Annotated in this window: 26 protein-coding genes, 3 tRNA genes and 1 rRNA gene; 11 read left to right on the top strand and 19 right to left on the bottom strand. The window is 44.4% G+C overall.

The window, feature by feature from the left end; all coding sequences use genetic code 11:
- Window positions 1-3 precede the first annotated feature (3 nt).
- A complete protein-coding gene (gene cysT / locus L5M17_RS20810; protein WP_105249982.1) occupies window positions 4-849 on the bottom strand; it encodes a sulfate/thiosulfate ABC transporter permease CysT in 846 nt (281 codons plus the stop codon).
- A 187-nt stretch (window positions 850-1,036) separates the two neighbouring features.
- On the bottom strand, window positions 1,037-2,044 hold the full coding sequence (gene cysP, locus L5M17_RS20805) for a thiosulfate ABC transporter substrate-binding protein CysP (RefSeq protein ID WP_168825039.1): 1,008 nt from the start codon (window positions 2,042-2,044) through the stop codon (window positions 1,037-1,039).
- Between the two features lie 212 nt (window positions 2,045-2,256).
- On the opposite strand from cysP, the gene cysM reads away from it, so the two are divergent.
- Entirely contained in the window at window positions 2,257-3,135 is an 879-nt protein-coding gene (gene cysM / locus L5M17_RS20800; RefSeq protein ID WP_105249981.1) for a cysteine synthase CysM, read from the top strand.
- Window positions 3,136-3,229: 94 nt separating this feature from the next.
- On the opposite strand, the gene L5M17_RS20795 is transcribed toward cysM, so the two are convergent.
- A complete protein-coding gene (locus tag L5M17_RS20795) occupies window positions 3,230-3,766 on the bottom strand; it encodes a DUF4136 domain-containing protein (RefSeq protein WP_263148995.1) in 537 nt (178 codons plus the stop codon).
- A 176-nt stretch (window positions 3,767-3,942) separates the two neighbouring features.
- Here L5M17_RS20795 and L5M17_RS20790 point away from each other — a divergent pair, with 176 nt between their 5' ends.
- Window positions 3,943-4,248, top strand: coding sequence for a DUF1289 domain-containing protein (locus L5M17_RS20790; protein ID WP_028759256.1), 306 nt, complete (start codon window positions 3,943-3,945; stop codon window positions 4,246-4,248).
- 86 nt (window positions 4,249-4,334) lie between these two features.
- Here the strand turns inward: L5M17_RS20790 and L5M17_RS20785 are convergent, their stop codons facing one another.
- The 5 genes from L5M17_RS20785 to L5M17_RS20765 all read right to left on the bottom strand — a co-directional run bounded on the left by L5M17_RS20785 (window position 4,335) and on the right by L5M17_RS20765 (window position 8,206).
- Window positions 4,335-5,603, bottom strand: coding sequence for an ATP-binding protein (locus L5M17_RS20785; protein ID WP_263148994.1), 1,269 nt, complete (start codon window positions 5,601-5,603; stop codon window positions 4,335-4,337).
- Between the two features lie 11 nt (window positions 5,604-5,614).
- Window positions 5,615-6,328 carry a response regulator gene (locus tag L5M17_RS20780; RefSeq protein WP_006080570.1) on the bottom strand — a complete coding sequence of 238 codons (714 nt, stop codon included), beginning with the start codon at window positions 6,326-6,328 and terminating at the stop codon, window positions 5,615-5,617.
- Window positions 6,328-6,738 carry a DUF3019 domain-containing protein gene (locus L5M17_RS20775; RefSeq protein ID WP_028759258.1) on the bottom strand — a complete coding sequence of 137 codons (411 nt, stop codon included), beginning with the start codon at window positions 6,736-6,738 and terminating at the stop codon, window positions 6,328-6,330. Before L5M17_RS20775 ends, L5M17_RS20780 begins: the two co-directional genes overlap by 1 nt.
- Before the next feature lie 5 nt (window positions 6,739-6,743).
- A complete protein-coding gene (locus tag L5M17_RS20770; protein ID WP_317629602.1) occupies window positions 6,744-7,607 on the bottom strand; it encodes a MipA/OmpV family protein in 864 nt (287 codons plus the stop codon).
- A gap of 362 nt (window positions 7,608-7,969) precedes the next feature.
- Complete coding sequence (locus tag L5M17_RS20765) at window positions 7,970-8,206, bottom strand: hypothetical protein (RefSeq protein ID WP_028759260.1); 237 nt, start codon at window positions 8,204-8,206, stop codon at window positions 7,970-7,972.
- Window positions 8,207-9,012: 806 nt separating this feature from the next.
- Between L5M17_RS20765 and L5M17_RS20760 the strand changes: the two genes are divergently transcribed.
- Window positions 9,013-9,576: an acetate uptake transporter gene (locus L5M17_RS20760; RefSeq protein ID WP_113939919.1), complete on the top strand. Its 564-nt coding sequence runs from the start codon at window positions 9,013-9,015 to the stop codon at window positions 9,574-9,576.
- Between the two features lie 68 nt (window positions 9,577-9,644).
- Here the strand turns inward: L5M17_RS20760 and L5M17_RS20755 are convergent, their stop codons facing one another.
- Window positions 9,645-10,115, bottom strand: a complete 471-nt coding sequence (locus L5M17_RS20755; protein WP_173497907.1) for a YcxB family protein — start codon at window positions 10,113-10,115, stop codon at window positions 9,645-9,647.
- Between the two features lie 241 nt (window positions 10,116-10,356).
- Between L5M17_RS20755 and L5M17_RS20750 the strand changes: the two genes are divergently transcribed.
- Entirely contained in the window at window positions 10,357-10,695 is a 339-nt protein-coding gene (locus L5M17_RS20750) for a DUF1971 domain-containing protein (protein ID WP_168825047.1), read from the top strand.
- 67 nt (window positions 10,696-10,762) lie between these two features.
- On the opposite strand, the gene L5M17_RS20745 is transcribed toward L5M17_RS20750, so the two are convergent.
- Together L5M17_RS20745 and L5M17_RS20740 are read right to left on the bottom strand one after the other, a co-directional pair.
- Complete coding sequence (locus L5M17_RS20745) at window positions 10,763-11,179, bottom strand: VOC family protein (RefSeq protein WP_028759264.1); 417 nt, start codon at window positions 11,177-11,179, stop codon at window positions 10,763-10,765.
- Window positions 11,180-11,235: 56 nt separating this feature from the next.
- Entirely contained in the window at window positions 11,236-11,850 is a 615-nt protein-coding gene (locus tag L5M17_RS20740) for an NADPH-dependent FMN reductase (RefSeq protein WP_263148992.1), read from the bottom strand.
- Between the two features lie 147 nt (window positions 11,851-11,997).
- Here L5M17_RS20740 and L5M17_RS20735 point away from each other — a divergent pair, with 147 nt between their 5' ends.
- On the top strand, window positions 11,998-12,633 hold the full coding sequence (locus L5M17_RS20735; protein ID WP_028759266.1) for a helix-turn-helix transcriptional regulator: 636 nt from the start codon (window positions 11,998-12,000) through the stop codon (window positions 12,631-12,633).
- 94 nt (window positions 12,634-12,727) lie between these two features.
- Here the strand turns inward: L5M17_RS20735 and L5M17_RS20730 are convergent, their stop codons facing one another.
- Window positions 12,728-13,654: a TPR end-of-group domain-containing protein gene (locus L5M17_RS20730; RefSeq protein WP_028759267.1), complete on the bottom strand. Its 927-nt coding sequence runs from the start codon at window positions 13,652-13,654 to the stop codon at window positions 12,728-12,730.
- A gap of 161 nt (window positions 13,655-13,815) precedes the next feature.
- Here L5M17_RS20730 and L5M17_RS20725 point away from each other — a divergent pair, with 161 nt between their 5' ends.
- Entirely contained in the window at window positions 13,816-14,538 is a 723-nt protein-coding gene (locus L5M17_RS20725) for a pseudouridine synthase (RefSeq protein WP_113939923.1), read from the top strand.
- A 96-nt stretch (window positions 14,539-14,634) separates the two neighbouring features.
- On the opposite strand, the gene hmpA is transcribed toward L5M17_RS20725, so the two are convergent.
- The 6 genes from hmpA to L5M17_RS20695 all read right to left on the bottom strand — a co-directional run bounded on the left by hmpA (window position 14,635) and on the right by L5M17_RS20695 (window position 19,230).
- On the bottom strand, window positions 14,635-15,828 hold the full coding sequence (gene hmpA, locus L5M17_RS20720) for an NO-inducible flavohemoprotein (protein WP_113939924.1): 1,194 nt from the start codon (window positions 15,826-15,828) through the stop codon (window positions 14,635-14,637).
- Between the two features lie 248 nt (window positions 15,829-16,076).
- Complete coding sequence (locus L5M17_RS20715) at window positions 16,077-17,702, bottom strand: methyl-accepting chemotaxis protein (RefSeq protein ID WP_263148991.1); 1,626 nt, start codon at window positions 17,700-17,702, stop codon at window positions 16,077-16,079.
- A gap of 165 nt (window positions 17,703-17,867) precedes the next feature.
- A tRNA-Leu gene (locus tag L5M17_RS20710) sits at window positions 17,868-17,954 on the bottom strand.
- Window positions 17,955-18,022: 68 nt separating this feature from the next.
- Window positions 18,023-18,109 (bottom strand) — tRNA-Leu (locus L5M17_RS20705).
- A gap of 54 nt (window positions 18,110-18,163) precedes the next feature.
- Window positions 18,164-18,239 (bottom strand) — tRNA-Phe (locus tag L5M17_RS20700).
- A gap of 229 nt (window positions 18,240-18,468) precedes the next feature.
- Window positions 18,469-19,230 (bottom strand): outer membrane protein assembly factor BamD, encoded by a 762-nt coding sequence (locus L5M17_RS20695; RefSeq protein WP_105249967.1) that lies wholly within the window; start codon window positions 19,228-19,230, stop codon window positions 18,469-18,471.
- A gap of 122 nt (window positions 19,231-19,352) precedes the next feature.
- On the opposite strand from L5M17_RS20695, the gene rluD reads away from it, so the two are divergent.
- The 3 genes from rluD to clpB all read left to right on the top strand — a co-directional run bounded on the left by rluD (window position 19,353) and on the right by clpB (window position 23,835).
- On the top strand, window positions 19,353-20,327 hold the full coding sequence (gene rluD, locus L5M17_RS20690) for a 23S rRNA pseudouridine(1911/1915/1917) synthase RluD (RefSeq protein ID WP_105249966.1): 975 nt from the start codon (window positions 19,353-19,355) through the stop codon (window positions 20,325-20,327).
- Window positions 20,328-21,062, top strand: coding sequence for a peptidoglycan editing factor PgeF (gene pgeF / locus L5M17_RS20685; protein ID WP_263148990.1), 735 nt, complete (start codon window positions 20,328-20,330; stop codon window positions 21,060-21,062).
- 199 nt (window positions 21,063-21,261) lie between these two features.
- The gene (gene clpB, locus L5M17_RS20680) at window positions 21,262-23,835 is read left to right on the top strand and encodes an ATP-dependent chaperone ClpB (protein ID WP_173246329.1); all 2,574 of its coding nucleotides are present in this window, start codon (window positions 21,262-21,264) and stop codon (window positions 23,833-23,835) included.
- 278 nt (window positions 23,836-24,113) lie between these two features.
- Here clpB and L5M17_RS20675 read toward each other — a convergent pair whose 3' ends face one another.
- Window positions 24,114-24,581 (bottom strand): DUF4124 domain-containing protein, encoded by a 468-nt coding sequence (locus tag L5M17_RS20675; protein ID WP_173496967.1) that lies wholly within the window; start codon window positions 24,579-24,581, stop codon window positions 24,114-24,116.
- Window positions 24,582-24,675: 94 nt separating this feature from the next.
- Here L5M17_RS20675 and pssA point away from each other — a divergent pair, with 94 nt between their 5' ends.
- Both pssA and L5M17_RS20665 read left to right on the top strand, forming a co-directional pair.
- Entirely contained in the window at window positions 24,676-25,527 is an 852-nt protein-coding gene (pssA, locus tag L5M17_RS20670; protein ID WP_173496968.1) for a CDP-diacylglycerol--serine O-phosphatidyltransferase, read from the top strand.
- Between the two features lie 771 nt (window positions 25,528-26,298).
- A 16S ribosomal RNA gene (locus L5M17_RS20665) occupies window positions 26,299-26,500 on the top strand; the annotation flags it as partial.

Here is a 26,500-nt window from a genome sequence, read left to right as displayed (position 1 = left end):
TCCTTATCGTCCATGAATGCGGCGCAGATAACGCGCCTGCCAGAGGTTTATCAGCAGTAATAGCAGTAACGAGGTCATCAGAACCACTGAGGCAATGGCGCTGGCACCTGCAAAATCAAATTCTTGCAGGCGGACAAAGATCATTAACGAAGTGATTTCACTGATATAAGGCATATTGCCAGCGATAAAGATCACTGCACCAAACTCACCCAGACTGCGGGTAAAAGACAGTGCCGTTCCAATCATTAATGCTGGCCAAAGAGAGGGCAAAATAACCCTCCAGAATACCGAACGATCCGAGGCGCCAAGCGTCATTCCCGCTTCTTCTTCCTCGTGGGATAACTCTTCGAGAACGGGTTGTACCGTACGAACCACAAAGGGAATACTGGTGAAAATCATCGCGACCACTATGCCTAGCGGGGTGTAGGCGACTTTTATGCCCCATTCAGCTAATAGACTACCGATTTGGCCGTTTTCCGCATAAAGGGTGGCTAAGGTGATACCGGCAACGGCGGTCGGCAAGGCAAAGGGCAAATCTACCAAGGCATCTAAAATGCGTTTGCCGGGAAATTCATAACGCACGAGTACCCATGCGAGTAATAATCCGAAAAGGCAGTTAAATAATGATGCCGCGAGCGCCGATAGTATGGTGACTCGGTAACTGGCAACCACTCTGGGATCGGCAATCACGCCCCAGTATTCGGACCAGCTCATTGAACTGGTCTGCATGATTAAGCCTGTGGTTGGCAATAATAGGATTAGGCTGACAAACAGCAGGGACACACCTAAGCTGATGGTAAAACCGGGAAGAACCCGCTTATGGCGTAAACGCCCGTTATTAAAAATCACAGAATAATCACCCGATCAGGTTAATTGCGTTAAACCAATACTATTTATACGGTTCGCTCGTTGTTGGCTCAAGCCATTTGTTGGATGCAATCTTTACGGCTAACACTGATTGATAAATGCCAATTAGCGATAAACCCGAGACTTTGCTCGGGTTCAATGTTGATATCTTACTACATTAAGGACGATATCAGCGCTTTAATAGCTCATCGAGTTTTGCACCGTTAGCAAACTGCGTTTTCATGGCATTATCCCAACCACCGATGATTTGCTCAACAGTCAGCAGGTCAACGGTAGGGAACTGCTTAGCAAACTCAGCTTTTACCTTTTCGTTGTGTACACGATAGCTGAATCCTGCCAGTAGACGTTGCGCTTCTTCGCTGTAGAGATAATTCAAATACTCAGTTGCGAGTTCCTGTGTACCGTTACGCTTAGCATTTTTCTCAACCACAGCGACGGGGAACTCTGCCAGAATCGAGGTTTTTGGTACAACCACTTGGTAATCGTCCGTACCATACTGCTGGCGGATATTGTTCACTTCCGATTCAAAGGTAATTAATACATCACCGATCCCACGTTCAACAAAGGAGGTGGTCGCACCGCGGCCGCCTGTATCAAATACTGCGACATTACCGAGGAATTTTTTCAGGAATTGATCCAGTTTAGCCTGATTATCCTTACCATAGTTTTTCTGAGCATAACCTAATGCGGCTAAATAAGTGTAGCGAGCATTACCAGAGGTTTTTGGGTTAGGAAAGACCAGTTTAACGTCATCTTTAGCTAAATCGCCCCAGTCGCTGATTTGCTTTGGGTTACCCTTACGCACCAAAAATGCAATGGTGGAATAGTAAGGTGAACTGGCGTTAGGGAGTAATTGTTGCCAATTTTCAGGGATCAATTTACCGCGGTCATGGAGGACCTGAACGTCTGTTACTTGGTTAAACGTCACCACATCTGCGGGTAATCCCTGCAGAATAGAGCGTGCCTGTGCAGATGATCCTGCATGGGATTGTTTAATTTCGACGGTTTTACCTGTTTTCTCTTCCCAATGTTTGGCAAAAACGGGGTTGTAGGCATTGAATAATTCCCGTGCGATATCATAAGAGGAATTAAGCAGGGTTTGATCTGCGGCAGTCACATTGAGTGAGGTTCCCAGAATGAGGGTTCCTAGCAGGGCCTTTATCAATTTTACGGACATTTTTAACTCCTTAATCTGGCAATTTTGTCAGCGTTATGGCACCTAGAGTAATAGAATTAATTGTTTATAAAAAGCCAGTTGAATAGAACTTTTTTGAATAACTATGAGCGATTTATTTTATGTTATAAGCAGTATTCACCGTGTTTGTCAGTGGTAACCGACTTAGAATAGGCTATCGCTTAGTTGTTTTTATCAAGTAAAGGATAATCCTAGTGTCTGACTTTCCGACAATTGAAGCCTGCATCGGGCAAACTCCGCTGGTTCGCTTGCAGCGGCTTAACTGTGGTACTTCCACTGTACTGTTAAAATTGGAAGGCAATAACCCCGCGGGTTCAGTAAAAGATCGTCCTGCACTCAATATGATTATTCAGGCCGAACTTCGCCAAGAAATAAGTCCTGGTGATACGCTTATTGAGGCAACGAGTGGTAATACTGGGATTGCGCTGGCGATGGCGGCGGCAATCAAAGGATACAAGATGATCCTGATTATGCCGAATAATTCGACTCAGGAGCGTAAGGATGCGATGCAAGCCTATGGCGCAGAGCTCATGCTAGTGGATAACATGGAGACTGCGCGGGATTTGGCGCTGCAGTTACAAAGCGAAGGCAAAGGTAAGGTGCTGGATCAATTTAATAACCAAGATAACGCTAATGCCCATTTCCTCACGACAGGCCCTGAGATCTGGCAACAGAGTCTAGGTAAAATTACCCACTTTGTGTCAAGTATGGGGACGACAGGTACCATAATGGGTGTGTCTAAATACCTTAAAAGTTGTAATCCCGACATCACTATCGTCGGCCTTCAGCCTGCCGATGGCAGTGCTATTCCAGGGATTCGGCGTTGGCCGCAGGCATATTTGCCTGGGATTTTTGATGCTTCTTGGGTTGATTTAGTTATGGATATTGAAGAGCAAGATGCAAAAGCCATGGCGAGAACCTTAGCGCGAGAGGAAGGGATTTGTGCAGGAGTAAGTTCGGGCGGTGCCGTGTTTGCTGCGCTGGAGATTGCTAAACAATATCCGGGTTCTGTGGTCGTGGCGATTGTCTGTGATAGAGGCGATCGTTACCTTTCGTCAGGGCTTTTTTCCTGAGTCCTAGATTTTTACTCTAAGCATATTGAGCGATATGAATGTTTGATTGATAAAAATGGGCGAGACACGCCCATTTTTACCCTTTTAAACGTGATCATTTTTTCGGTGGGAATTGCGCCAAAATTCGGTTGACGGCTTTGGCGGTATCTTGGGCTTTCTCGTTACCGCCTGCATCGAAATCATAGCTGTCGCTGCCACGCCAAATAAGAGCTTTGGTCTTAGGATCGACAATATCTATCTGAATGGTTTGAATTTTAGCGGTATCACTCCCCAGCGGCACGCCAACACTGGTGCCTATGCCAATCCCGCCCGAACTTCCGAATGTGCCTGTGCCTAATCCAATCGATAGCCCTGAATCTTTGGGCTTATCTTGGGTGAGTAAGGCGTAGGCGACGTTAAAGTCGGGCGACGCTGTATTTTCTACAAACCCTTTTTGAGTCAATTGGTTGTTAATTTCTACTTGAATACGCTGGGCGCTTAACGGGTCATCCGTCGGCTGTGGTGTTAACTGGGTAAAGCTGCGTAGCGCGGTGAAGTCGTAATTGAGATCATAATCGTTTTTCGGTTTACTGCTGCAAGCGCTTAATAAGGCAACAGTGACGAGCAGACTGGCAAAGTGACGGTATCCCATGATAGTGCTCCAAGTTGTACAAACTCTGTTCAATGTGCCTTGATTAAGGTTGTTTCTGCAAGTACTTTAGATAAGTGTGTTGTATTTGAATCGCTTTGAATGCAATCCAACGGTATCTTTTTTAGCGCGGGTCGTTTTGAGTATGGTTCATTTTTAGATAGGAATAGCGGCGGGTTATGGAACAGTTAGCCTTTTTTGATATCCCGAGTCCTTGTATCGGTGTGTGTGTTACCGATGCGCGCGGTTACTGTAATGGTTGCCTGCGAAGCCGTGACGAAAGATTCAATTGGTTAACGTTTTCAGATGCGCAAAAGTATGATGTCATTCGCCTGTGTACTCAACGTAAACGTCGTCGCCAGTTAGCGATGATGAAAGCACGGCAAGCACAAATAGAGCAAGAAAGGGCAGCGTTAAACCCACAGTTGAATTTTGAGCCTGAGCCCGAAGCCGATCTGGATTTTGGTGGCTTCGAGCTAGACTAATAGGTTGAATTGGCTTGTGGAACTCGCTTTTTGTATTCGCGAGTGGGATTCATGACTGACTTACAATAGTCTCATCTCGATTCCTATTACAGTTTGCGCTTCTTCGGCCAGATTAAATTAAATCGGGTATGTTGCTCATCGCTGGTGACGCTCACATTCCCCTGGTGTCGCTGCATAATCCGTTTGATGATCGCAAGGCCTAAACCATGCCCTTTATTGCCATTTTGCACTGATTGGCTGCGATAAAAAGGCTCGAACACTTTCGGTAAATCCACCGCAGGGATAGGTTCGCCGTCGTTACTCACACTTAAATTGACCCTGTGCTGGGTCTGCTTAACTTCAATAATGATTTCAGTGCGGGCAAAGCGTTGTGCATTGGTCAGTAAATTCTGTAGCGCCCGTTCGATTAATGCGGGTTCTCCGAATAAGGGCAGTTTTTCGACTTCGGCTTTGAGCGTTATAGGCGTTGGACTTAAGGTTTCTAGGCGCTTAATACTTTGATTGATGAGATTAATTAAATCGTACTCATCTAACTGGATACCTTCTCGCTGTGACTCTAAGCTGGCGTAGGTCAGCAGTTCCTGAAGTAAGTCTTCCATTTCTTTGATGTCGAGCTGCATTTCGTCGAGAAAATCTTGTCGCTTCTGTTCGTCCGAATCTGGCTGACAATACATAGGCATAAGTGCAAGAGCGAATTTGAGCCTCGCCAGTGGCGTGCGGATCTCATGGGATACCGCATTAGATAGGTGTTTCTGGTTCTCAATCAAGGCGCTGATATGTCGCGCCATTTCGTTAAACGTATTGGCTAAGGGCTTAACTTGGGAGCGATTTGACAGGGTAATCCGCGTGTCCCATTTGGCTTCGCCAAATTCTTTGGTGGCCTTACGCAGTATGCTCAAATCCCGTGAAAGCGGGCCGACCCAAATTAGCGCAACGAGGGCGAGCGATAAATAAAAGAACAGGGTGAACAGGCTGCGAAGGTTGGCTCTGGGATCTATGTCCAGCGGCCCTGCCATTAAGACTTGATCGTCTACTCGAATAAATTGCAGCAAGCTATCATCATTGGCCGTGGTGGTGAACACCTTGCTTGTGCTTAACGCTTGATTATCTGCCAGCGCGACTTGATCTGCATTGAGTAATTGCAGTGGCATCACAGGGTTCGCTGGGATCGCCTCCAGATACCGTTGGCGGGCATCGGGAGGTAATTCCGCTAATAATTGCGCCAATGCCACTAACGGCGCATCGAGGGCATTATTGTCATCAACATTCTTCTGCCACAGGCTGTCGAGTGTCCAGCCAATCCCAAGCACGCTGAGACTGAGTAGCAGATATAAACTGATAAAGAGACGTTTCACTGTATTTGTGCTTAGTTATTCCAAGCTTCAGGTGCAAAGAGATAACCTTGTCCCCAAACGGTTTTAATTCTGAAAGGTGTCTCAATATTATCGTTGAGTTTTTTACGTAATCTAGAGATACGCACGTCAATTTTTCGATCTTTACCATCGAAATCAATATTGAGTAACAACTGATAAATATACTGACGGCTGAGCACTTGGCCCGCTTGCGAGGCCAGTAACCACAGCAATTCGAATTCATGGCTGGTGAGATCAATTTCAGTTTCATTAAGACGAATCGCATGGGTATGCGGGTCGATACTCAATTTACCGAAGGTTAGACAGTGTGATTCTGCCTGTGGTGGCTGATTCTGACGGCGAAGTAAGTTGTTGATCCGCGCAACTAACAGAGCAGGATCGACGGGCTTGACCACGTAGTCATCGGCACCGAGTTCTAGTCCTTTGATTTGATCTTCACTTGAACCAAGTGCGCTCATCAATAGGATTGGACCTGCGAAATAATCGGGCAGTTTCTCACACAGAGTGAGACCATCCATGCCCGGTAGCATAATGTCTAACAGTATGATATCTGGCTTGTAATTGATTAATCGTGTTAGCACTGTATCGCCACGGCGTTCAACTTCAACATGCATACCATGGGATTTTAGGTAATCTACAATCAAGTTTGCTAGGCGAACGTCGTCTTCAACCAATAATACTCTGTGGTTCGATTGTGGGCTTGTCATTAAAATAAACTCCAAGGGTTGCGGTAACGTCTGCGAACCTGAGGTTGTGATGCAGAAGTGATTTTAAGTTTGGCACCAGCCAAAGTTTGGTTACTGTCTTTACTCACCATGACAAATTGAATATCCGTCATAGTGTGGATTTTCATGCTTAACGTATGGGTTGAAACTGAATCACTGCACCATTTGGGATAGGCGGCGTTGTCGGACAAGATACAGATCAGCTCATCTTTAGCGAGTTCCCACTGTAGTTCTATATAGACGTCACAGGCCTCAGTTTCTGAACTTGTGATGCAAATTTCGGGTGTGAGTTTGAGTGCCGAGTCGCGAGTTTTGGCTTGTGCTGAACTTTGGCCCATCAAGCCGAGGCTTAGACCTATAAAGCAAAGCAAGCTTAACTGAGGCAGTGTCACTAACGTTAGAACCTATAGGCTGCGCCGATAAAGTAGGTGCTGCTATAGTCTTGGTCTAACAAGGGACTGGCGGCAATCTCATCGGCAATTAGAGTGTAACGAACTGCCAACAGTAGATCCCAATTGTCAGTTAATATGTAACGGGCCGTCATTTCCGCACCTTTATCCCAACCTGATTTTGCTTGATATTGTTCGCTCCAATAGGCGTTTTCACTGGGTCTAACGCTGTAATAATAATCCACTACGGCTTGGCTCTTCCAATCAAATACTAGCGCAAACTCAAAAATGAAACGATCGTAATCCCAGCCATAGGTCCATTTTATTTGTGCTTCTGAACCTTGATGAACATTAAACATATCATGAGTGTACGCCAATCTAATAATACCGAGCCGCGTATAGATGAATGCTTCGGCACCGCCAAGTAAGGTGAAGTTCCGAGTCTCTAAGGAATTAAACTCAGGCTCGGGCTCAGTCGATAAATACATACTATTTATGGCTTTGGCTTCAACTTGAGTGCCACGATTCAAAAAGATATTTGATGGGTCCCATTGATAGAAGTAGGCTCTATCTAAGCTATAACTTGTTACTAAGTTAATTGTAAAGCTTTCTTGCTCGGCTAAGGTATAACCTAAATTACCATTGTCGAAGAACCAGTGTTCGCCGTAATAGGCCACTGTTGGAATAAAGAACAATGGAATATCGTCAAAATCCCTGAGTGGATTGCTTTTTTGTCCCCAGCCTATGGCGATGCCTAGATCCCAGTTGTTCATCTCAATACATTGATTTTCTGGTGCACAGGCTTCTTTCGCCATTCCGATTGCAGGCAAAATACTTAAACTTGTAATTAGGACAAAAAGAATACGATACATGATTTAACGATTAAGGGCTGAGGTTAACAATACAGGAAAACAGATTAGCATTTTATGCTCAATTCAACAGTGGTTTCATTCACGGAGATGCAAAATGATACAGCTATCAATTAAATAGTAAATTTGTAGATCGCACAATACCTTGATAGTCATGCTAAAAGCTTATCTTGGCAGCTTTCGTACGGTTAATTGTGGATGTTAAATTTTGTGTTTTATAAGTTTCGAGTGTAACTGAAATGATGTCAATTATGGTGTAAAAGCTGTGTTGCTTGGAAATAATAATGCCATTCGCAAGTGTGAATGGCACTGACTGAAGCCGAATAACCTACTTTGTGGTAATAACACAGAGATTAGAATGAAGATTAATTGACCTCAGTAACTGACTTGTAGCCCATTTCTGTCAATTGATCGTTTACACAATCAAGCACATATTGTTTTAGCTCAGCATTTTCGACTTGATCTTCAGAGGCCATCTGCTGGCACACTTCTTTCAGCTGAGCGAGATCGGCTGCTGGTGCAGGCGGTAAAGAGGAGTCGTCAGCAAAGGAAGTGAAACTTACTAATGCCAATAGAGTAAAAACAGCTGATAACTTATTCATTTTATTTCCTTTAGTTATGTATTGCCAACCACAGATTAAGAAGCATTCTCTTAACACCACTGTGCCAACATCAGCAATTTATCACTGCTATTCTGTTTTAGATATAAATAATTTTCACCTTTCTTGATTAAGGTTTTTTACCTTGTTTTCCCTTGATTCGCTTCAAGTAAATGGGCTGGATAAGTGTACTTTATTTGCTCTAGTTTGATTCATTCTCAGCATCTTTTGCTGCTTGAGTTAGGTTCACAACCCTCCCTCTGAACTTATGCGCGCTAAGTTGGCTCTTTTGAACTTGTGTTTGAAATTTATTGATGAAACTCTGCACATAAACTTATGTGCTTAACTTATACGCTTAATTGTGCGTACAGTAGAACTTGGATTTCTTTCAAAAGTGCTGCTTACATCACTTTAAGGACTTATTTGCGATAAAGTGCATTATTATCACTGTTTATGGTCGATTTTTAATGAAGGTTTAATCGCCGCTGTTAACTGAATTATGCGGTAGTTATAAGAAGTCATATAAAATGAGATATGACGCATGTTGTAGGCCGTTTTTTTCTAGAATATTGAATTAAAAAGAATTAATTTTTATGTGTTTTTTAGTTTAAATTTTATTTTACAGTTTATTATTTTAACTTTATGTTTTTATTGTTTATTTTTGTGTGTTCGTTTGTTTTTGATGATTACATTGCTAAGATTATAGCTATCCTCTAGAATGCGCCGCTCTCGCAGGTGCGCGTGTATAAGATTAATGGCAAATGCTATTGATTTTTATTGAATTATTGATTTTTCTCTAGGGGAACTCTGTGTCTACAAAACTGGCTAATCCAGCGCCATTAGGTTTAATGGGCTTTGGTATGACAACAATTTTGTTAAACATTCATAATGCGGGATATTTCCCTATTGATTCTATGATCTTAGCCATGGGGATTTTTTACGGCGGCATTGGTCAAGTGATTGTGGGGATTATGTGTTTCATGCGCGGCGATACTTTCGGTACGACGGCATTTACCTCATACGGTTTGTTTTGGTTAACGCTAGTGGGCCTCATTTTAATGCCTAATGCTGGCATTGCGGCGAGTCCAACGTATTTTATGGGCTGGTATTTAACGCTTTGGGGCATATTCACGGCATTTATGTTTGTGGGTTCTTTGCGTTATCCAAGAGCCAAACAGTTTGTGTTTGCTTCTTTAACTATCTTATTTTTTCTGCTGGCGGCGCGTGATTTTACGGGTAGCGCCTTGATTGGCACTATTGCGGGCTTTGAAGGGATACTTTGCGGTGCGAGTGCGATTTATTTTGCGATGGCACAGGTGCTTAATAATGAGTATGGCCGTACGATTTTACCGGTTGGTGAATTGAAAAAGTAACGATTCAGCAATGCAGAGTTGTAAAAAAGGCTGATGAAGATCAGCCTTTTTTATGGGTGTTAGCTGTACTAGATTTTAGTTTTAATATAGGCCACAGCTGCTTCATCTAAGCTACGGAGAGAAACATAACTCGTGCCTGCTTTGTGGGTAATCAAGAAGCCTTTTTCAGTTTCTTTAATCCGGTAAATCTCGGTCCATAAAATTTGGCTGGTCACAGACATAGATTGAGTATGAATCCCTTGCTCATCAATAGTGAGTGTGACCTCATTGCTGGCCGCTTTACTCATCATCTGACGCATCAACCACCATGCTTTGTGATACTTCACATTGAGCGCTTCGATAACACCTAACCCAACAAAAAAGTAAGCTAAATAAAGGCTAATATCGGTGAAAATAAGCGCGATACCTATCAGGGTTAATCCAATCGCTTTGTAGTAAGGTTTGAGCGTGGGATCTGGTACCACTGATTGCGTATAGCATTCATCGAAATGGGCTTTATCTAAAATATACGTTGTGGAGTATGAATAGGGCGTTGGCATCATGTCATCTAATTGAGGTGGCACTTAATGCGGGCTAGTGTAGCGATTACAGTGATGAAAGTAACTAACCTTGCTATTGCAAGCATGAATGAGCACTTTGGTGTTTTCAAATTCGACGTTCAAACCCGCTCGTTAATACAGGTCAAGATATGAGTTGGACAGAAATACGGCAACGGCTATATTAGTCTTGCCGTAAGCATTGTTCGATTTTCGTGATTTGACGCAAGGAGTGCAAAACATCATGGCCCTAGTCCCCAAAGATTTTGTCAATTACAAATCAACGCCGGTTTTCAACCATGACAACGTCCCTAAAATGTTGCTGCACATGCACAATACTAAGGCTGGCGTATATGGGCAAATCCAAGTGTTAACGGGCAGCTTAAAGTTTTATGGCTATACGGGTAGCAGGGGCGAGTTAGATAAAGAAATTATTATTCGCGCAGGTGAAACCGCCATTTCACATCCTGAATATTGGCATAAAGTGGAGCTACTGACCGAAGATACTCAGTTTAGACTCCACTTTTATGCCCATAAGGATTCGGCCATAGTGGCGCAGCAACAATCCGAGCGAAGCGAATAGTACCTGGCTCCTGCACCCTATTCACTACATGCGGTTCTTGGCTACTTCTTTATAATAACGATTTACGCTAATAGCGATTTCGTTCCGTTGGAATATCAGTTAAATACTCCACAAATTCCACTTCAAAGCCATGGGCATCGAAGAAGTAAATATTGCGTCGATAGGGATCTTCCATGCCATCTTTGGCAATAGGGAAACCTGCTTGGGTCAGTCTTGCTATCACAGCATCTAAGTTGTCGGTCACAAAGGCAAAATGCGCCAGTCCAATTTGATGACCAGCCAAATCGCGGTTTTCACCTTCACCATTGTCACTAAAAGCAATGTATTGATAATCATCGCCAAAATGAATCCAATTACGGGGTTTGCCGTACCAAGTGCCTTTATCACCACCGCGAACACGCCAATGGGGGAAAGCCGCTTGATAAAAGCGCAGTGCTGCGGGGATGTCGTCTACCACTAAATTGATATGCTCTAAATGAATCATAATGCGTTCCTTGTAATGATTTTAGTCTGTTGCTGGTGGTTAAAATCTCAAGCCGCTTACATACCGTAACAGTATTCCTGCTGTTTGGGGTACGCTTGATTGGCATGTTGTTCACGAATAGGGGCTAATGCTTGGGCGTATTGATGCAGCATATATAAGCTGTATTGCACTCTTTCCCTAAGCGCGATATCGCGGGCACTTTCAGGGATTGCATTGAGTACATGGCTGACATTGCGGATGATTAAGTGATCGGGTATGGGCACTAATTTATTGTTTTTAAGGGCATTCATCTTCACTTCAACAATAGGATAGGTACCGCTAATACCGTCCGATGTTGAGACTAATAAGGCGGGTTTATGGGCGGTTTCTTCGCGAGTACACATCAACAAAAAGTTCTTCAGTAATGGTGATGCCATGCCGCCCCATTCCGGGGTGATCAGCACTAGCGCATCGGCTTCATCGACTCTGTGCTCTATTTCGGGCCAGTGTTCACCTTTGTTGTCTTCTTCTCCGTCCCAAAAGGGCAGATTAAACAGGCATAGTTCTAAGTGATGTATCGTGTCGTAACCCATGGTGTGGGGAGATGAGAAACTGCTTTCCGCGATATAACGACCGACTTTAGCACTTTGTGAATTGGGTCTTTGGCTGGTGCTGATGATGAGTAATTTCATTAAGTAAACCTATTTGTTTATAAATTATTTGTAAGGTAATTGCTTTATTTAATATTGTAAAGGATAAAGTAAATAAAAAAGTTTATTTAATCTGTTAAAACTGCGGAGATTGGGAGATAATGCTTCGGCTGAAGTCGGGGAGACTCAATGAAAACTACTGATAAGATTATTCAATTACTCAAGTTGCATGGCCCGCTTACCGCTAAAACCTTAGCGGAGGAATTGGCGTTAACGACTATGGGGGTGCGTCAACATCTTCAGGCTTTGGAAGATATGGGTGATGTGGATATTGAGGATCGAGTTGAAGGTCGCGGTCGCCCAACACGTTACTGGGGATTGACTGAACAAAGCCGTACTCACTTTGCCGATCGCCATGAGGAATTGACGGTACAGCTAATTGACTCGGTAAAAATGATCTTTGGCGACCAAGGCTTGGATAAGCTTATCGGTCACAGGGAGCAAAGTGCGTTAGTCCAATATCGTGCGGCAATGGAAGGGGCTACTGATATTCCGACACGTCTGGCCATACTTGCGAAATTACGCTCGAACGAAGGTTATATGGCGACCATGGAACACATCGATGGCGTGTATTTTTTACTCGAAAATCATTGTCCTATCTGCGCCGCAGCGACTAAGTGTTTGAACTTTTGCCGCTCTGAGTTGCAACTTTTCCAGCAGTTATTCGCTGATATTGCCGTGGTGAGCCGCGAAGAGCATATCATCGAAGGTGCTCGCCGCTGTGCATATAAAATTGCGGCAATTAAAGTTGCGGCGATAGCCTAGTAGTGCACTTAAGTTGTTTGTTTGAGGCGTTTTATCTGTGGGATAAAACGTCACTGAAAGCTAACGCTATATATTAAGCATTAAACCTCGGAGCTTAGGGCTTATCAGGTTCGTGATAGGCCAATAAGGTTTCGAAACGAGGATGTCCTTTAAGTTGTGAGAAATCAGCTTCATCCAACGCTAGCTCTTTGAAGGATGCGCTGTTATGGATGGCGCGTTCCAAATCAGAAATTGCCCTATCTTCAACACCTAAACACGCAAAGGCGCAGGCTCTTTGATAAAAAGCATGGGCGTTCGTTGGGTCAACCTCTAAAACACGATTACATAGGCTTTGTGCCCAATTAAATTCGCGCATTTCCATTGCGGCATCGGCCTTGTAGGTCAGCGCTTCCAAGTCTCCAGGTCGAATCGTGAGGATTTCATCGTAGACTTCAATTTTTTGTTCGGGTGTCTGGGCACTTTGGGCGCGTAGCCACAGATTATGAATTTCATTAATCACTTCTATTTCACGATTATTATCCGTGATAGTACGACTCTTATGCTTGAGTTCTTGCTCGAGTAATTTGAACTTTTCTTCGTATTGTTCGGCAATACTCTGCAGCTGATTCGCGGCCAGTTTGGCGGTATGTGTCTTGATTTCCCGTAGGGATTGCCAGCCGATAAAGGCAACTAAAGAGGCGACGCCGGCGATCATATAAAAGAAGTAAGTGACAGTGACATTGGCGTAATTCATCGACTTGTCGGCAACGGCCAGTTCGCGATCTGTGATATCTATGGTGAGGCGCCGCTCAAGATCCTGTTGATCGTATCTGAGGGATTTGAGTTCATCGAAGACGTAGCGCTCTATCAGCGGTTTATCATGGATGGCGAAAGGTTGAGGCGCTTCAGGGGGATTTTCTGCATCGCTCGCTTGAGTGAAGAATGAGCTCGCGAGTATCACTAAAAACAAGGCTAAAAATAGCAGGTTCGAACGTATCATAACGGGACTTGCAGATAAGTTTTTGATGCGGTAACCACTCACAATAAGATGAATTGAACGCCTAGCTTAACAAATTTTGCCTAGTTTGATCTAATTTTGCTCTAAATAAGCATCTGTGATGCTTACTGTATTGGCTCGCTATGACCTGAACTCGCATCCTGCTAGAATGGCTATCCCATTCATATTTCGTCATTTGTGGTGTTATGCAGTCTAAGCGCGGCCGACTCGATCGTTATCTCTGTACCCAGTTACACACTCACCGTAAAGCGGTACGTGAACTGTTACTCTTGGGCCGAGTACGCGTTGATGGATTGATAGTGAAGGACATGAATAGGCAAGTGGATGAGTTTTCTCACATCCAACTCGATGGGCAAATATTACAGGCCAACACGCCAGTTTATTTGATGTTGCATAAGCCGATTGGCGTGGTGAGCGCGACTAAAGATACTCAGCATAAAACCGTGATTGATTTGCTCGATTGCGAAGCCCGTGATGAGTTACATATCGCGGGTAGACTAGATTTAAATTCTTCGGGTTTGTTATTACTGACCAATGACAGCCGCTGGTCTGATGCACTAATGTCACCGACGCATAAGGTCGATAAAGTGTATCGCGTCACCTTAGCTAATCCATTAACTGAAGAATATATCGCCGCATTTGCCGAAGGTATGTATTTCAGCTTTGAAGATATAATGACTCAGCCTGCTAAATTGGTGATCCTTGCTGATCATGTTGCTGAAGTGACTTTAAAGGAAGGTAAGTACCATCAAATTAAGCGGATGTTTGGTCGCTTTCGAAACCCAGTTGTTGGTCTACATAGATTATCAATAGGTGATATTGTGTTGGATGAAGCTCTGGCGTCGGGCAAAAGTCGTGTGCTGACTGCCGCAGAAGTGGCTTCTATCCGCTGTAAACCGGTAGCTTAGAGACATAGAGCACTTCAATTTATTAGCCATTATTCTGCGGATTCTAAATATAAAAATGGACTTGAGAGTCAAGTGTCCCAAGCCCGTGACATGGGATTAGAGATCGGCGTGGGGGCCGAATACTTCATAGTGCATGTTTTCAGTTGATACACCCAGAACGAGTAATTGTTGCTTGATGGCTGACATGAATCCAATAGGCCCGCAGAAATAGTAACGTGCATGGGGAAGCAGTTGATCTGCGACTTTGCTTAATTCCATTTGTCCTTCAAAATCATAATCTGTACCTACCACATCGGTTGAACTCGGCTTGCGATACCAAACATGGCTCTTCAGATTATGATGTTGCTGGCGCTTGGTGTGAATAGCCTGTTTGAAACCATGTACATCACCTTGCTCACAGGCATGTAGCCAAGTAATAGCACTTGGATGTTGCAACTTGATCAATTGATTCAACATGCTTTTCATCGGTGTTTGACCCACTCCTGCTGAAATGAGCACTACGGGGATGTCCGCCTCGACTTCTAAGATAAAATCTCCCGCCGGCGGCATAATTGCAATTTTGTCACCGATATGCATGGTATCGTGTAGCAGATTAGACACTTGACCACCTAATTCACGTTTCACACTGATGCGGTAACTGTTGCCATTCGGCGCATCGGATAGGGAATATTGGCGGATTTCTTCATATGCTAAATTGGGATGTTTTAGTTTCAAACTTAAGTACTGGCCGGGAATGAAATCTTTAACTGGCTTACCATCTTCGGGCGTCAATATGAAGGAGGTAATGACTGTGGACTCAGTCTTTTTCGCGCTAATGATAAACTGACGCTCACCCACCCAACCGCCATCTTGTTCTGCATGTTCCTGATAAATTTGAGCTTCTCGTTGAATAAATATATCTGCTAAAAATCCATAGGCCTGGGCCCAAGCTTCTAATACTTCTTCTGTTACTGCATCACCGCCTAACTCTTTAAGGGTGGCCAATAAGTGGCTGCCGACGATCGCATATTGCTCAGGCTTGATCAGAAAGCCTGTATGTTTTTGGGCAATGCGCTCGACAGTCGAACTTAGCACCGTTAAGTTTTCAATATTTTTAGCATAAGCCGCGACGGCGTTGAACAGGGCAACAGGCTGGCCACCAGAATGCTGGTGTGCCAAGTTAAATACATCTTTTAGTTCAGGATTATGTTTGAACATACGTTCATAAAAATGGGTCGTCAGCGCAGGGCCTGCGGATTCGAGTAAGGGGATAGTGCTCTTGATAACTTGGATTGTACGGCTGTCCAACATAGAAAATCCTTAACGTGCAAATATTATGAATGTTAAATAAGTTTAAAGATCTATTTGATTTAGATCAATAGTGATGATCGCAATTCGTGCTACCGATAAGCGTGATTGAGGTCATTTGAAGTGCTTTATCAAAGCGGTCACGAGATAGGGGGGGTAAATAAACGTATTATTTCAGTGCGTTACAGGTTATTTGAGGGAGATTGACTGCAACGGCAAAGCTTATTGCAGTCATGGTGTGGTTTTTTGACTTAGAGTTTAAATGCACTCACTTGATTGCGCATACTGTTGGCGAGTTTAGTTAAATTAACCACAGATTCACTTAATTCAGCCGCCGATGAGGTGGAATGTTCTGCAATATCGCTGATGGCAATAATACTGCGATTAATGCTTTCGGCAACGCTACTTTGTTCTTCGGCAGCGGTCGCAATATGAGTATTAAGTTCTGTGATGCTATCTACTGAGGAGACGATTTCTTTCAGTGCTTGGCCTGCTTGATTAGCTTTATCATTAGCATCATCTACTTGATTTATACCTATTTCCATAGCGTTAACTGCTTCTTTAACGCCTTGTTGTAGTGTGGCAATCATGGCCTCAATTTCTTGGGTAGACTTTTGGGTGCGCTGCGCAAGGGTCCGCACTTCATCCGCAACGACTGCAAAGCCGCGGCCTTGTTCCCCCGCACGGGCCGCTTCAATGGCGGCATTTAATGCCAATAGATTGGTTTGCTCGGCAATGCTTTTTATCACATCGAGTACGCGGCCGATATTTTGGCTCTCATTAGACAGAAATCCAATGACTTGTGCCGTTTTTTGAATTTGATCAGATAATTGCGACATACTGCTAATCGATTGCATCACAATATTATTGCCATTGGCTGCATAGGTATCGGCATCTTTGGCTGAATCTGCCGCCGCAGATGCACTTTGGGCGACTTCTGCGACCGTTGCCGTCATCTCATTCATGGCCGTTGCTGTTTGCTCCGTTTCGGCTTGCTGCTGTTGCATACGTTTATTGGTTGCCTGCGTGAAGCTACTTAACTCATTTGCTGAACTATTAACGGTATTTGCCGCTTCGGCAATCGAATGAAGAATGCCCCGCAAGTGTTTAATAACTTGGGTGAGGCTAGTGGATATTTGTCCTAGCTCATCGTGATTAAAAGTAGTGAATTTGACGGTAAGATCTGAGTCTTGATGGATTAGCTTAAGTTTACTGAGAATGTCATTAATAGGATTCATCACGCAGCGATTGACCCAGAGCCCAATCACAATACTGATAATCATGGCGGCACAGGCTAATGCTACAAAAATAGTGATTGAAGATTGGTAAATGGCATTCACACGATCTTTTTCTTCGCCTGCCACGCGAATTTGCAGTGCAATCAGTTCAGATATTTGGTTACTGATGGGGTCTATTACTTGGTAAAGCGGCAGGATATTGGCCGATAATTGGCTTGATACATCATCATTTAATCCTCTTAAGCGTGAGACCAGAGTGTCAATCTGTTGATTCGCGGGTGAGAACAGCACTTCGGCTTGTTTTACGAGTCGGGATTCTTCTGAGGTAAGTTCAGTGGCTAGGTATTTTTGCCAATGCTGGGTAATGGTAGATTTAGCACTGTCTAGTGCTTCAGCTGCTTGGGAGGCGGTGAAACCACCCGCGTTCGCCTTATTGACCGCATCGATAACATCGACCGCGTATTTATCAGCAATCACTTTTAAATCGTCTAGTGGCACAACTCTATCGCCATAGATACGTTCAACACCCGATTCAATTTTACCCATCATATTAATGGCGAGAAAGCCAATCGTCATTAGCATTACAAGGGGAACCAGAATGCCGATAAACATTTTTTGTTTTATTTGTAGACCGTTCATATGGATAGCCTCAGTGAACTAAAGAGTCCTTTAGGCAGAACTCTATCTATCCCTATGATGAGTCTGTAACAATAGGTATAGCAAATCTGAGGAAAGAGGGGAGAGTTACAGAAAATTTATTTTGCTTCAGATACAAAAAAACCTCGCTTTGCGAGGTTTAAATGTTGGTACAGATGAGAGGACTTGAACCTCCACGCCCTTGCGAGCACCAGCACCTGAAGCTGGCGTGTCTACCAATTCCACCACATCTGCATGGCTATTCGATATTTAATCGAATTGACAATTTTAACACTGTGAATCTTAACTTTTGAACTGCAATTTGGTACAGGTGAGAGGACTTGAACCTCCACGCCCTTGCGAGCACCAGCACCTGAAGCTGGCGTGTCTACCAATTCCACCACACCTGCACTGTACCTATCGCAGTTCTCTAACATAAGTCGCTATCGCAACCCATTTAAAGATGGTGCCCGAACCCGGAATCGAACCAGGGACACGAGGATTTTCAATCCTCTGCTCTACCGACTGAGCTATTCGGGCGACGGGCGCAATTTAAAGGCTTTTCGGGTTTTGAGTCAATAGATTTTTACTAAATAACGGAAAAAGTGACTCAGTTGGATAAGATTTACACGAAAGTGTCATTTGTGTTGGTATTGAGGATATAAAAATAGCCAAACCACTATCCACATTGAGAACTTAGCGTTATCTATTTATGGCTTATCTAAGGTCACCAAGCAAAAAAATGCCCCTATTAAAGGGGCATTCTCGGTTAGTTTGATAAGATTTCATTGTTTGGGAAGTTAGCTTGCATTACCATGAGCACGTTTTGCTTCAGCTTGCTCTGACCTAATTCGCCATAAGCTTCTATCATTATCTCTAATGCCCGTTCATTTGAAGGGGTGCCAGGGTATGTTTCCATTACAGATTGTGCTCGGATTGCTGCGGCGCTCCATGCATTCATCTTGAGATAATACTCGGCAACTTGAATTGAATATTTTGCTAAGCGATTCTTCAACGCTAACATGCGTTTTTGCGCATCGGCGGCATATTTGCTGTTAGGGTAGGTTTTGATAAGACGATCAAAATCTTTGAAAGCATCTTGAGCATTTTTAGGGTCACGATCGGTTCGGTCGATATTAAGCATGTCGTGGAACATGTAATTGTCGGCTTGCATGTTCACTAAACCGCGCATATAGAACACATAGTCTACATCTGGATGAGTTGGATTAAGACGGATAAATCTGTCTATGTTCGCAATACCAGAAGCGACATCGTCCATTTTATAGTAAGCATATATCAGGTCTAACTGGACTTGAGTTTTGTGAGGTCCGAAGGGGAAGCGTGAGTCTAACGCTTCCAAAGAACGGACAGCTTTAGAGTAATTGCCAAGCTCCATAGAGGTTCTTGCCTGAGTATAAAGTACATCAGGTGACGTTTTGGCGGCAATATCGTTATCATCAGGGCTGCTGCTACAGGCTGATAACGCTAGTGAAAATAGGACTAAGGTAACGCCTTTGGAAAATTTATACATACTTGAATTCAATTCTTTTTAAGTTGTAGTTAAGAATTTTTCCATTTCACTATAAAATAGAAAACATCCGATTGTAACAGATAGCACACATTTTTTGACCCCTAAATGGGGATACGGTTCCTATGACACAAGAGATTAATCTAAAAAGCGAGATTTCGGCAACACAAACTGGACTGAGATTAGATCAGGCCCTAGCAGAGTTGTTCCCAGATTACTCGCGCACGCGCATCAAGGAATGGATCCTATCTGATGCAGTTTATGTTGACGGCGTTGTCGTTAATAAGCCCCGAGAGAAAGTTTATGAGCTGCAACAGATACTCATAGATGCCACTCTTGAAGAAGAAGTTCACGCAGCGGCACAGGCCATTGATCTGGATATCGTCTATGAAGATGACGACATTATTGTGATCAACAAGCAAGCGGGACTCGTGGTTCACCCTGGTGCTGGCAATGCCGATGGCACTTTGATGAATGCACTGTTGCACCATTGTCCCGATATTGAGCATGTACCACGTGCTGGTATTGTGCACCGTCTGGACAAGGATACTACAGGTTTAATGGTTGTAGCCAAAACCGTTGAAGCGCAAACCCATTTAGTTGCCGCCTTGCAGGCCCGTGAAATCACTCGTGAATACGAAGCGATTGTGATGGGGACTATGACAGGTGGCGGTACTGTTGATGAGCCGATTGGTCGTCATCCAACGAAACGTACTCATATGGCGGTGCATCACTCAGGTAAACCTGCTGTGACGCATTATCGTGTGGCGGAAAAATTCCGTAACCACACTCGTCTAAGATTGCGCCTTGAATCGGGTCGTACTCACCAAATTCGTGTGCACATGGAATACATAGGCCACGTATTAGTGGGCGATCCTGTGTATGGTGGTCGTCCAAAACCGCCGAAATGGGCCAGCCCAGAGTTTTTTGATATTCTGAAAAACTTCAAGCGCCAAGCGCTGCACGCTGTGCGTCTTGAATTAGCGCACCCTGTGAGTTGTGAAATCATGAGCTGGCACGCGCCAATTCCTGAAGACATGGTGATTTTGACTAAAGCACTGCGTCAAGACACGGTCGAGCATCCGATCGAGTATTTGTAAGTGTTTAATCACGATTGGCCTGTTCCTGCTAATGTCGGTATCGCTATGACAAATCGTCATGGCGGTGTGAGCGTGCATCCCTATGATAGTTTGAATCTTGGACTGCACGTCGGTGATGCGCCTGAGTTGGTGATGGCTAATCGTGAATTACTCTGCAAACAATTAGCGTTAACCGCTGAGCCTGTCTGGCTCGAGCAAGTGCATGGTACTCATGTGCTTAATTTAGATGCGCTGAGCTTAGCTCCTGCTGTGGATACACCGATTGCCGATGCCTGTTACAGCCGAACCGCGAGCCTAGTTTGCGCTATAATTACTGCCGATTGTTTACCTGTGTTGTTGTGTAATCAAGCGGGAACCGAAGTGGCTGCAGCCCATGCCGGTTGGCGTGGTTTATGTGATGGCGTGATTGAGGCCACCGCGGCGCAGTTTAGTTCACCTATGGATGAGTTGATTGCCTACCTCGGCCCGGCTATTGGTCCACAAAAATTTGAAGTCGGTGTTGAAGTACAGCAAGCCTTTTGTACTTTACATCCGCAGTCTGCAGTGTGTTTTATTCCAAGTGGTAACAAGTATCTTGCCGATATTATTGGCTTGGCTAAATTACGCTTGAGTTTACTCGGTATAAACCATATTTATAGCGCAGATATCTGCACAGTCAGCGACACGGATTACTTCTCTTATCGTCGCGATAAGGTGACGGGACGCATGGCTTCATTGATCTGGCTTAAGTCTTAAGCTAATTCCCCTACAGTTTGTATTTATTTGCGCGTTATTCGCTTGAATTTGGCTAAATAGCCCCCATCTTTTAACTAACGAAATGTAATACCAATCCTATTTAGATCTCTCCATTAGCGGTACTGATTTTAAAGCCACTAAATTGGCAAGATGTCCTGTGGATTGGCATATCTCTACTATATGAGTGTTAGGAGGCTGTATGCGACTCGATCGTATGACCAATAAATTTCAGCTTGCCATCTCTGATGCCCAGTCACTCGCACTTGGGCGTGATCATCAGTTTATTGAACCGCTGCATTTGATGATGGCATTGTTGAACCAAGATTCAGGTTCAATCCATCCCTTATTGACCCAAGCTGGCATTCGAGTGAGTGCGCTGCGATCGCTCTTGAGTCAAGAGCTGGAACGCTTACCTCAAGTCGAAGGTACGGGCGGCGATGTACAATTATCCCAAGGTTTAATCCGTTTATTAAATCTGTGCGATAAATTGGCGCAAAAGCGTAAAGACAAATATATCTCTAGTGAATTATTTGTATTAGCTGCGTTAGAAGGTGTCGATGCTCTTGCGCAAGCGTTGAAAAAAGCCGGCGCGACCAAAGAGTTGATGGAGCAAACCATTGAACAAATGCGTGGCGGCCAAAAAGTGGATGATCCGAACGCTGAAGATCAACGCCAAGCGTTGAAGAAGTTTACTATCGATCTCACCGAGCGAGCTGAACAAGGCAAGTTAGATCCTGTGATCGGCCGTGACGATGAAATTCGCCGCACGATCCAAGTATTACAACGTCGCAGTAAAAACAACCCCGTCCTTATCGGTGAACCGGGTGTGGGTAAAACGGCGATTGTTGAAGGACTTGCCCAGCGTATCGTTAATGGTGAAGTCCCCGAGGGCATTAAAAATAAGCGTGTCTTATCCCTCGATATGGGCTCATTGATTGCGGGCGCTAAATATCGCGGTGAGTTCGAAGAACGTTTAAAAGCGGTATTGAATGAGTTAGCGCAGGAAGAAGGTCAAGTGATCCTCTTCATCGACGAACTGCATACTATGGTCGGCGCCGGTAAAGGTGAAGGCGCAATGGATGCGGGTAACATGCTCAAACCTGCGTTAGCGCGTGGTGACTTGCACTGTGTGGGCGCGACCACACTTGATGAGTATCGTCAGTATATTGAAAAAGATGCGGCGCTTGAACGTCGTTTCCAAAAAGTGCTGGTGGATGAACCAAGCGTTGAAGATACCATCGCCATTTTGCGTGGACTGAAAGAACGTTACGAGCTGCATCACCATGTGGAAATTACCGATCCGGCGATAGTGGCGGCAGCGACCATGTCGCACCGTTATGTGTCGGATCGTAAGTTGCCCGATAAAGCGATCGATTTGATCGACGAAGCGGCATCAAGCATCCGTATGCAGATGGATTCAAAACCTGAGTCACTCGACAGGCTTGAACGTCGTGCTATCCAGCTCAAACTGGAGGAGCAGGCGTTAGCCAAAGAAAATGATGAGGCGAGTCGTCGCAGGCTTGATCATTTGCAAGAGGAATTACGTGACGTTGAAGCGAAAGCTTCAGAGTTGAACGAAATCTGGCGTACTGAAAAAGCCGCATTAGCGGGCACTCAGCACATAAAAGCCGATCTCGAACAGGCTCGAATGGACTTAGAAGTGGCGCGTCGTGCGGGTGATTTAACTCGGATGTCTGAGCTGCAATACGGTCGTATTCCTGAGCTTGAAAAACAGCTCGATTTGGCATCGCAAGCCGAAATGCAGGACATGACGTTATTGCGTAACAAGGTTACTGAGTTCGAAATCGCCGAAGTATTGTCGAAAGCGACGGGAATACCCGTATCGAAAATGCTTGAAGGCGAGCGCGAAAAATTACTGCAAATGGAAGTGGCGCTGCATGAACGAGTGATCGGCCAAAACGAAGCCGTCGATGCGGTTGCGAATGCGATTCGTCGTAGCCGCGCGGGTCTGGCGGATCCAAATCGCCCGATTGGCTCGTTCCTGTTCTTAGGCCCAACGGGTGTAGGTAAAACTGAGCTGTGTAAATCACTGGCGAGGTTCTTATTTGATACCGAATCGGCTTTAGTGCGCATTGATATGTCTGAGTTTATGGAGAAACACTCAGTATCGCGTTTAGTGGGGGCGCCTCCTGGATACGTAGGTTATGAAGAGGGCGGTTACTTAACGGAAGCCGTTCGTCGCAAACCTTATTCAGTGATATTGCTCGACGAAGTCGAGAAAGCGCATCCCGATGTGTTTAACATCTTACTGCAAGTGCTTGATGATGGACGCTTAACCGATGGTCAAGGTCGTACTGTAGATTTTAGAAATACAGTGATTATCATGACCTCGAACTTAGGCTCCGACATTATCCAAGAAGGATTTGGTCAAGTGACCTATGCAGAGATGAAAGCGGCGGTAATGAATGTGGTCACTCACAGTTTCAGACCCGAGTTTTTAAACCGTATCGATGAATCTGTGGTGTTCCATCCATTGGATGCTGCCAATATCAAGCGTATTGCTTCGATACAGATTGCTTCCTTACGCCAACGTTTGGCTGAAAAGGACTATACATTGGAGATCACCGACGACGCATTATCACTGATTGCGGAAATTGGTTTCGATCCTGTGTATGGTGCAAGACCGTTGAAACGGGCATTGCAGCAAGAAGTCGAAAACCCGCTGGCGCAGAAATTACTGCGTGGTGACTTGTTACCGGGTAAACCGATCAAGGTCAGTTGTGCGGGTGGCGAGTTAGTGTTCGAGCAATAACCTGTGACCAGTAGCTAGTCATTTAGTGTGTTGTTTGAATGCGATACGTTAATCGCAAGCTTGAAGTTGGATATGTTGAAATAGGCGAACTGAAATAAGCGTTCTTGAATGAACGAGCTTGAAATAAACTATCTTGCAATAAGAGATAGCGCTGTTTTAGTCAGTATCGCTCCCGCTTCAAGCACTAAAACGAAAGGAGCCGAGTTTTTAACTCGGCTCCTTTTTTATTGCATCAGCGTTAATCGTTGTTCATTAATGTAGTGGCATAGTAAATTTGGCTACTTCTTATCACAGAAGAGTTTGATTCTTTCCTGCTGCTGGGCAATCGAGGCTTGGCGATCTTCTTCAGTCATAGCGACAGATTCACCCGAATCGGAAGTTTGGCGGATAAGCTTAGTGTGCGTTGTGAGTATTTCTAAATTGTGTTTTGCACTCTCACAAATGGAGTTAGCCTGTTTGGCGTCTTTTTCTTTAATCAGCGCCGCTGACTTTTCTAATTCATTGGCTTTAGAAGTTGGCTCAACTTTCTTTACCGGTGCGATAAAACCCACTTTCGCCTGCTCTAAATCTTCACTGTAGAGCTTTTCTGCTTTGATGTTTTCTTGTTGCGGGGCTTGTTGGCTGTAATGCGTCACCCCATTTTCGTCGACCCAAGTATAGATAACGCCCGCAGAAACGGGGCTAATGAAAAGGCCGAGCCAGAGCCATCGATACAGTATTATTCTGAACATGTTCACTTTTAACATCGAAATTATCCCTAACTGGTCTCTCATCGACATGATAATAAAATATGTTATCTTGAAAGCTAACTTCTCTTCACTGAACTAGCGTAATAAGTGTATGCAAAATTCTTCAAATCAAACAGTAAAGAATAAAGGTATCTATTTACTGCCTAATCTTTTTACGACAGCAGGATTGTTTTCTGGCTTTTATGCTGTGATTGCTTCCATGAATGCTAACTTTGAAGCTGCTGCAATAGCCATTTTTATAGCCATGATCTGTGATGGTCTCGATGGTCGAGTGGCAAGACTGACTAATACCCAAAGTGATTTTGGTGCCGAATACGACAGTATGGCGGATATGGTGTCCTTCGGAATGGCGCCAGCACTACTCGCCTACAATTGGGCATTAGCCGACTTAGGTAAAATTGGTTGGTTGGCGGCATTTATTTATTGTGCAGGTGCGGCACTCAGGCTCGCTCGATTTAATACGCAAGTTGGCGTTGCCGATAAGCGTTATTTTCAAGGTCTCGCTAGTCCGGCCGCTGCAGCTGTTATTGCTGGCAGCATTTGGCTTGGTAATCAATACAGTCTCGATGGAAAAAATATCAGTTGGATTGCAGCCCTTGTGACTGCGGCAACTGGTTTATTGATGGTCAGTAATTTTCGCTATCACTCTTTTAAAGAAATTGACTGGCGTGGCAAGGTTAACTTTATCGTGATCTTACTGGTCGTCGGTGTATTTGTGGTGGTGTCAGTTCAACCTGCATTGATCTTATGTGTCGGCTTCTACTTATATGCGATTTCAGGCCCGATCATTACTATCAGAACGGTAAGGAAACTCAAAGTCGCGCATATTGTCGGTGATGATACGGTGACGAATGTCGAGATCAATCACTCAACCCAAGCTGCAGCACAAACACAAAGCGCTACAAGTATCGAAAAAGAGAAACAAGAAGAGTATAAATCTTAGGGCTCGTGCTTTTGATCAGTGCTTATCATTAGCTAGGTGCAAACAAGAGTAAGACATCACACTGGGCATAACGCTTTTAGAGGTTTGCTGATAGATATTACGAAAAATAGCTATCAACTTCTGTTTATGCCCATTCAATCTATTAAAACTCCAGCAATAGGCTATTCCTTCTGCCAAACTTATCAACCCAAACAGCGATATTGCTCAGTATTGCAGTATATTTCTGCAGTTTGGTGGTTATTTATTCGCTTGGCGCAGATTGTTAAAAAAGCCCTTGCACAAAAAGTTTCACTGCCTATAATGCGCATCCACTGACACGGCAGACAGCGTTAAGCAGCCTGGTGTGACAGTTCATTGATGAGTTTACTGATTGATGAGTGTTGAGAAAGTTTGTAAAAACTCCTTGACGCGAAACGGGAAATGCGTAGAATGCGCAGCCCTAGCCAACTGGAAACGTTCGACGCTCAGTGTGGTACTCACCTTATCTTATGAGGTTGAGTTGCTCTTTAACAAGATAAAACAAGAAATCTGTGTGGACACTCACAGGTGTTGAGTTAATCGAAACTGCTTAGCCTTCGGGTTGGCAGTCAAAAATTTAAATCAATGTTTTCAAGTCATTCTCCTTAATGGGAAGCATGATTGAGTGTTCATAGTAATATGTACATACAGTAATGTATGAATTGAAACGCGATGCTTATTAGTGAGCAAAGCGAATCAAAACAGTAGAATTCATTGAGCCGCTGAAGTCGCAAGACGGAAGCAACAAAACTTTAATTGAAGAGTTTGATCATGGCTCAGATTGAACGCTGGCGGCAGGCCTAACACATGCAAGTCGAGCGGCAGCGGGAAGATAGCTTGCTATCTTTGCCGGCGAGCGGCGGACGGGTGAGTAATGCCTAGGGATCTGCCCAGTCGAGGGGGATAACAGTTGGAAACGACTGCTAATACCGCATACGCCCTACGGGGGAAAGGA

The sequence above is a fragment of the Shewanella sp. SW24 genome (assembly GCF_025653395.1).
GTDB classification, from domain to species: Bacteria; Pseudomonadota; Gammaproteobacteria; order Enterobacterales; family Shewanellaceae; genus Shewanella; species Shewanella oncorhynchi.
Note: the sequence above shows the minus strand (reverse complement) of the source record. Positions and strands in the feature narration are given on the sequence as shown.

Excerpts from the sequence above, each read along its gene's own strand:
- hmpA (WP_113939924.1), bottom strand. The coding sequence starts at position 15,828 with ATGTTGGACAGCCGTACAATCCAAGTTATCAAGAGCACTATCCCCTTA.
- rluD (WP_105249966.1), top strand. The coding sequence starts at position 19,353 with ATGACACAAGAGATTAATCTAAAAAGCGAGATTTCGGCAACACAAACT.
- L5M17_RS20795 (WP_263148995.1), bottom strand. The coding sequence starts at position 3,766 with ATGGGATACCGTCACTTTGCCAGTCTGCTCGTCACTGTTGCCTTATTA.
- cysP (WP_168825039.1), bottom strand. The coding sequence starts at position 2,044 with ATGTCCGTAAAATTGATAAAGGCCCTGCTAGGAACCCTCATTCTGGGA.
- L5M17_RS20745 (WP_028759264.1), bottom strand. The coding sequence starts at position 11,179 with ATGATTCATTTAGAGCATATCAATTTAGTGGTAGACGACATCCCCGCA.
- L5M17_RS20675 (WP_173496967.1), bottom strand. The coding sequence starts at position 24,581 with ATGTTAAAAGTGAACATGTTCAGAATAATACTGTATCGATGGCTCTGG.
- L5M17_RS20695 (WP_105249967.1), bottom strand. The coding sequence starts at position 19,230 with ATGTATAAATTTTCCAAAGGCGTTACCTTAGTCCTATTTTCACTAGCG.
- L5M17_RS20740 (WP_263148992.1), bottom strand. The coding sequence starts at position 11,850 with ATGAAATTACTCATCATCAGCACCAGCCAAAGACCCAATTCACAAAGT.
- pssA (WP_173496968.1), top strand. The coding sequence starts at position 24,676 with ATGCAAAATTCTTCAAATCAAACAGTAAAGAATAAAGGTATCTATTTA.
- L5M17_RS20715 (WP_263148991.1), bottom strand. The coding sequence starts at position 17,702 with ATGAACGGTCTACAAATAAAACAAAAAATGTTTATCGGCATTCTGGTT.
- L5M17_RS20725 (WP_113939923.1), top strand. The coding sequence starts at position 13,816 with ATGCAGTCTAAGCGCGGCCGACTCGATCGTTATCTCTGTACCCAGTTA.
- L5M17_RS20780 (WP_006080570.1), bottom strand. The coding sequence starts at position 6,328 with ATGACAAGCCCACAATCGAACCACAGAGTATTATTGGTTGAAGACGAC.
- L5M17_RS20735 (WP_028759266.1), top strand. The coding sequence starts at position 11,998 with ATGAAAACTACTGATAAGATTATTCAATTACTCAAGTTGCATGGCCCG.
- L5M17_RS20755 (WP_173497907.1), bottom strand. The coding sequence starts at position 10,115 with ATGCCAACGCCCTATTCATACTCCACAACGTATATTTTAGATAAAGCC.
- clpB (WP_173246329.1), top strand. The coding sequence starts at position 21,262 with ATGCGACTCGATCGTATGACCAATAAATTTCAGCTTGCCATCTCTGAT.
- L5M17_RS20770 (WP_317629602.1), bottom strand. The coding sequence starts at position 7,607 with ATGTATCGTATTCTTTTTGTCCTAATTACAAGTTTAAGTATTTTGCCT.
- L5M17_RS20750 (WP_168825047.1), top strand. The coding sequence starts at position 10,357 with ATGGCCCTAGTCCCCAAAGATTTTGTCAATTACAAATCAACGCCGGTT.
- L5M17_RS20790 (WP_028759256.1), top strand. The coding sequence starts at position 3,943 with ATGGAACAGTTAGCCTTTTTTGATATCCCGAGTCCTTGTATCGGTGTG.
- L5M17_RS20765 (WP_028759260.1), bottom strand. The coding sequence starts at position 8,206 with ATGAATAAGTTATCAGCTGTTTTTACTCTATTGGCATTAGTAAGTTTC.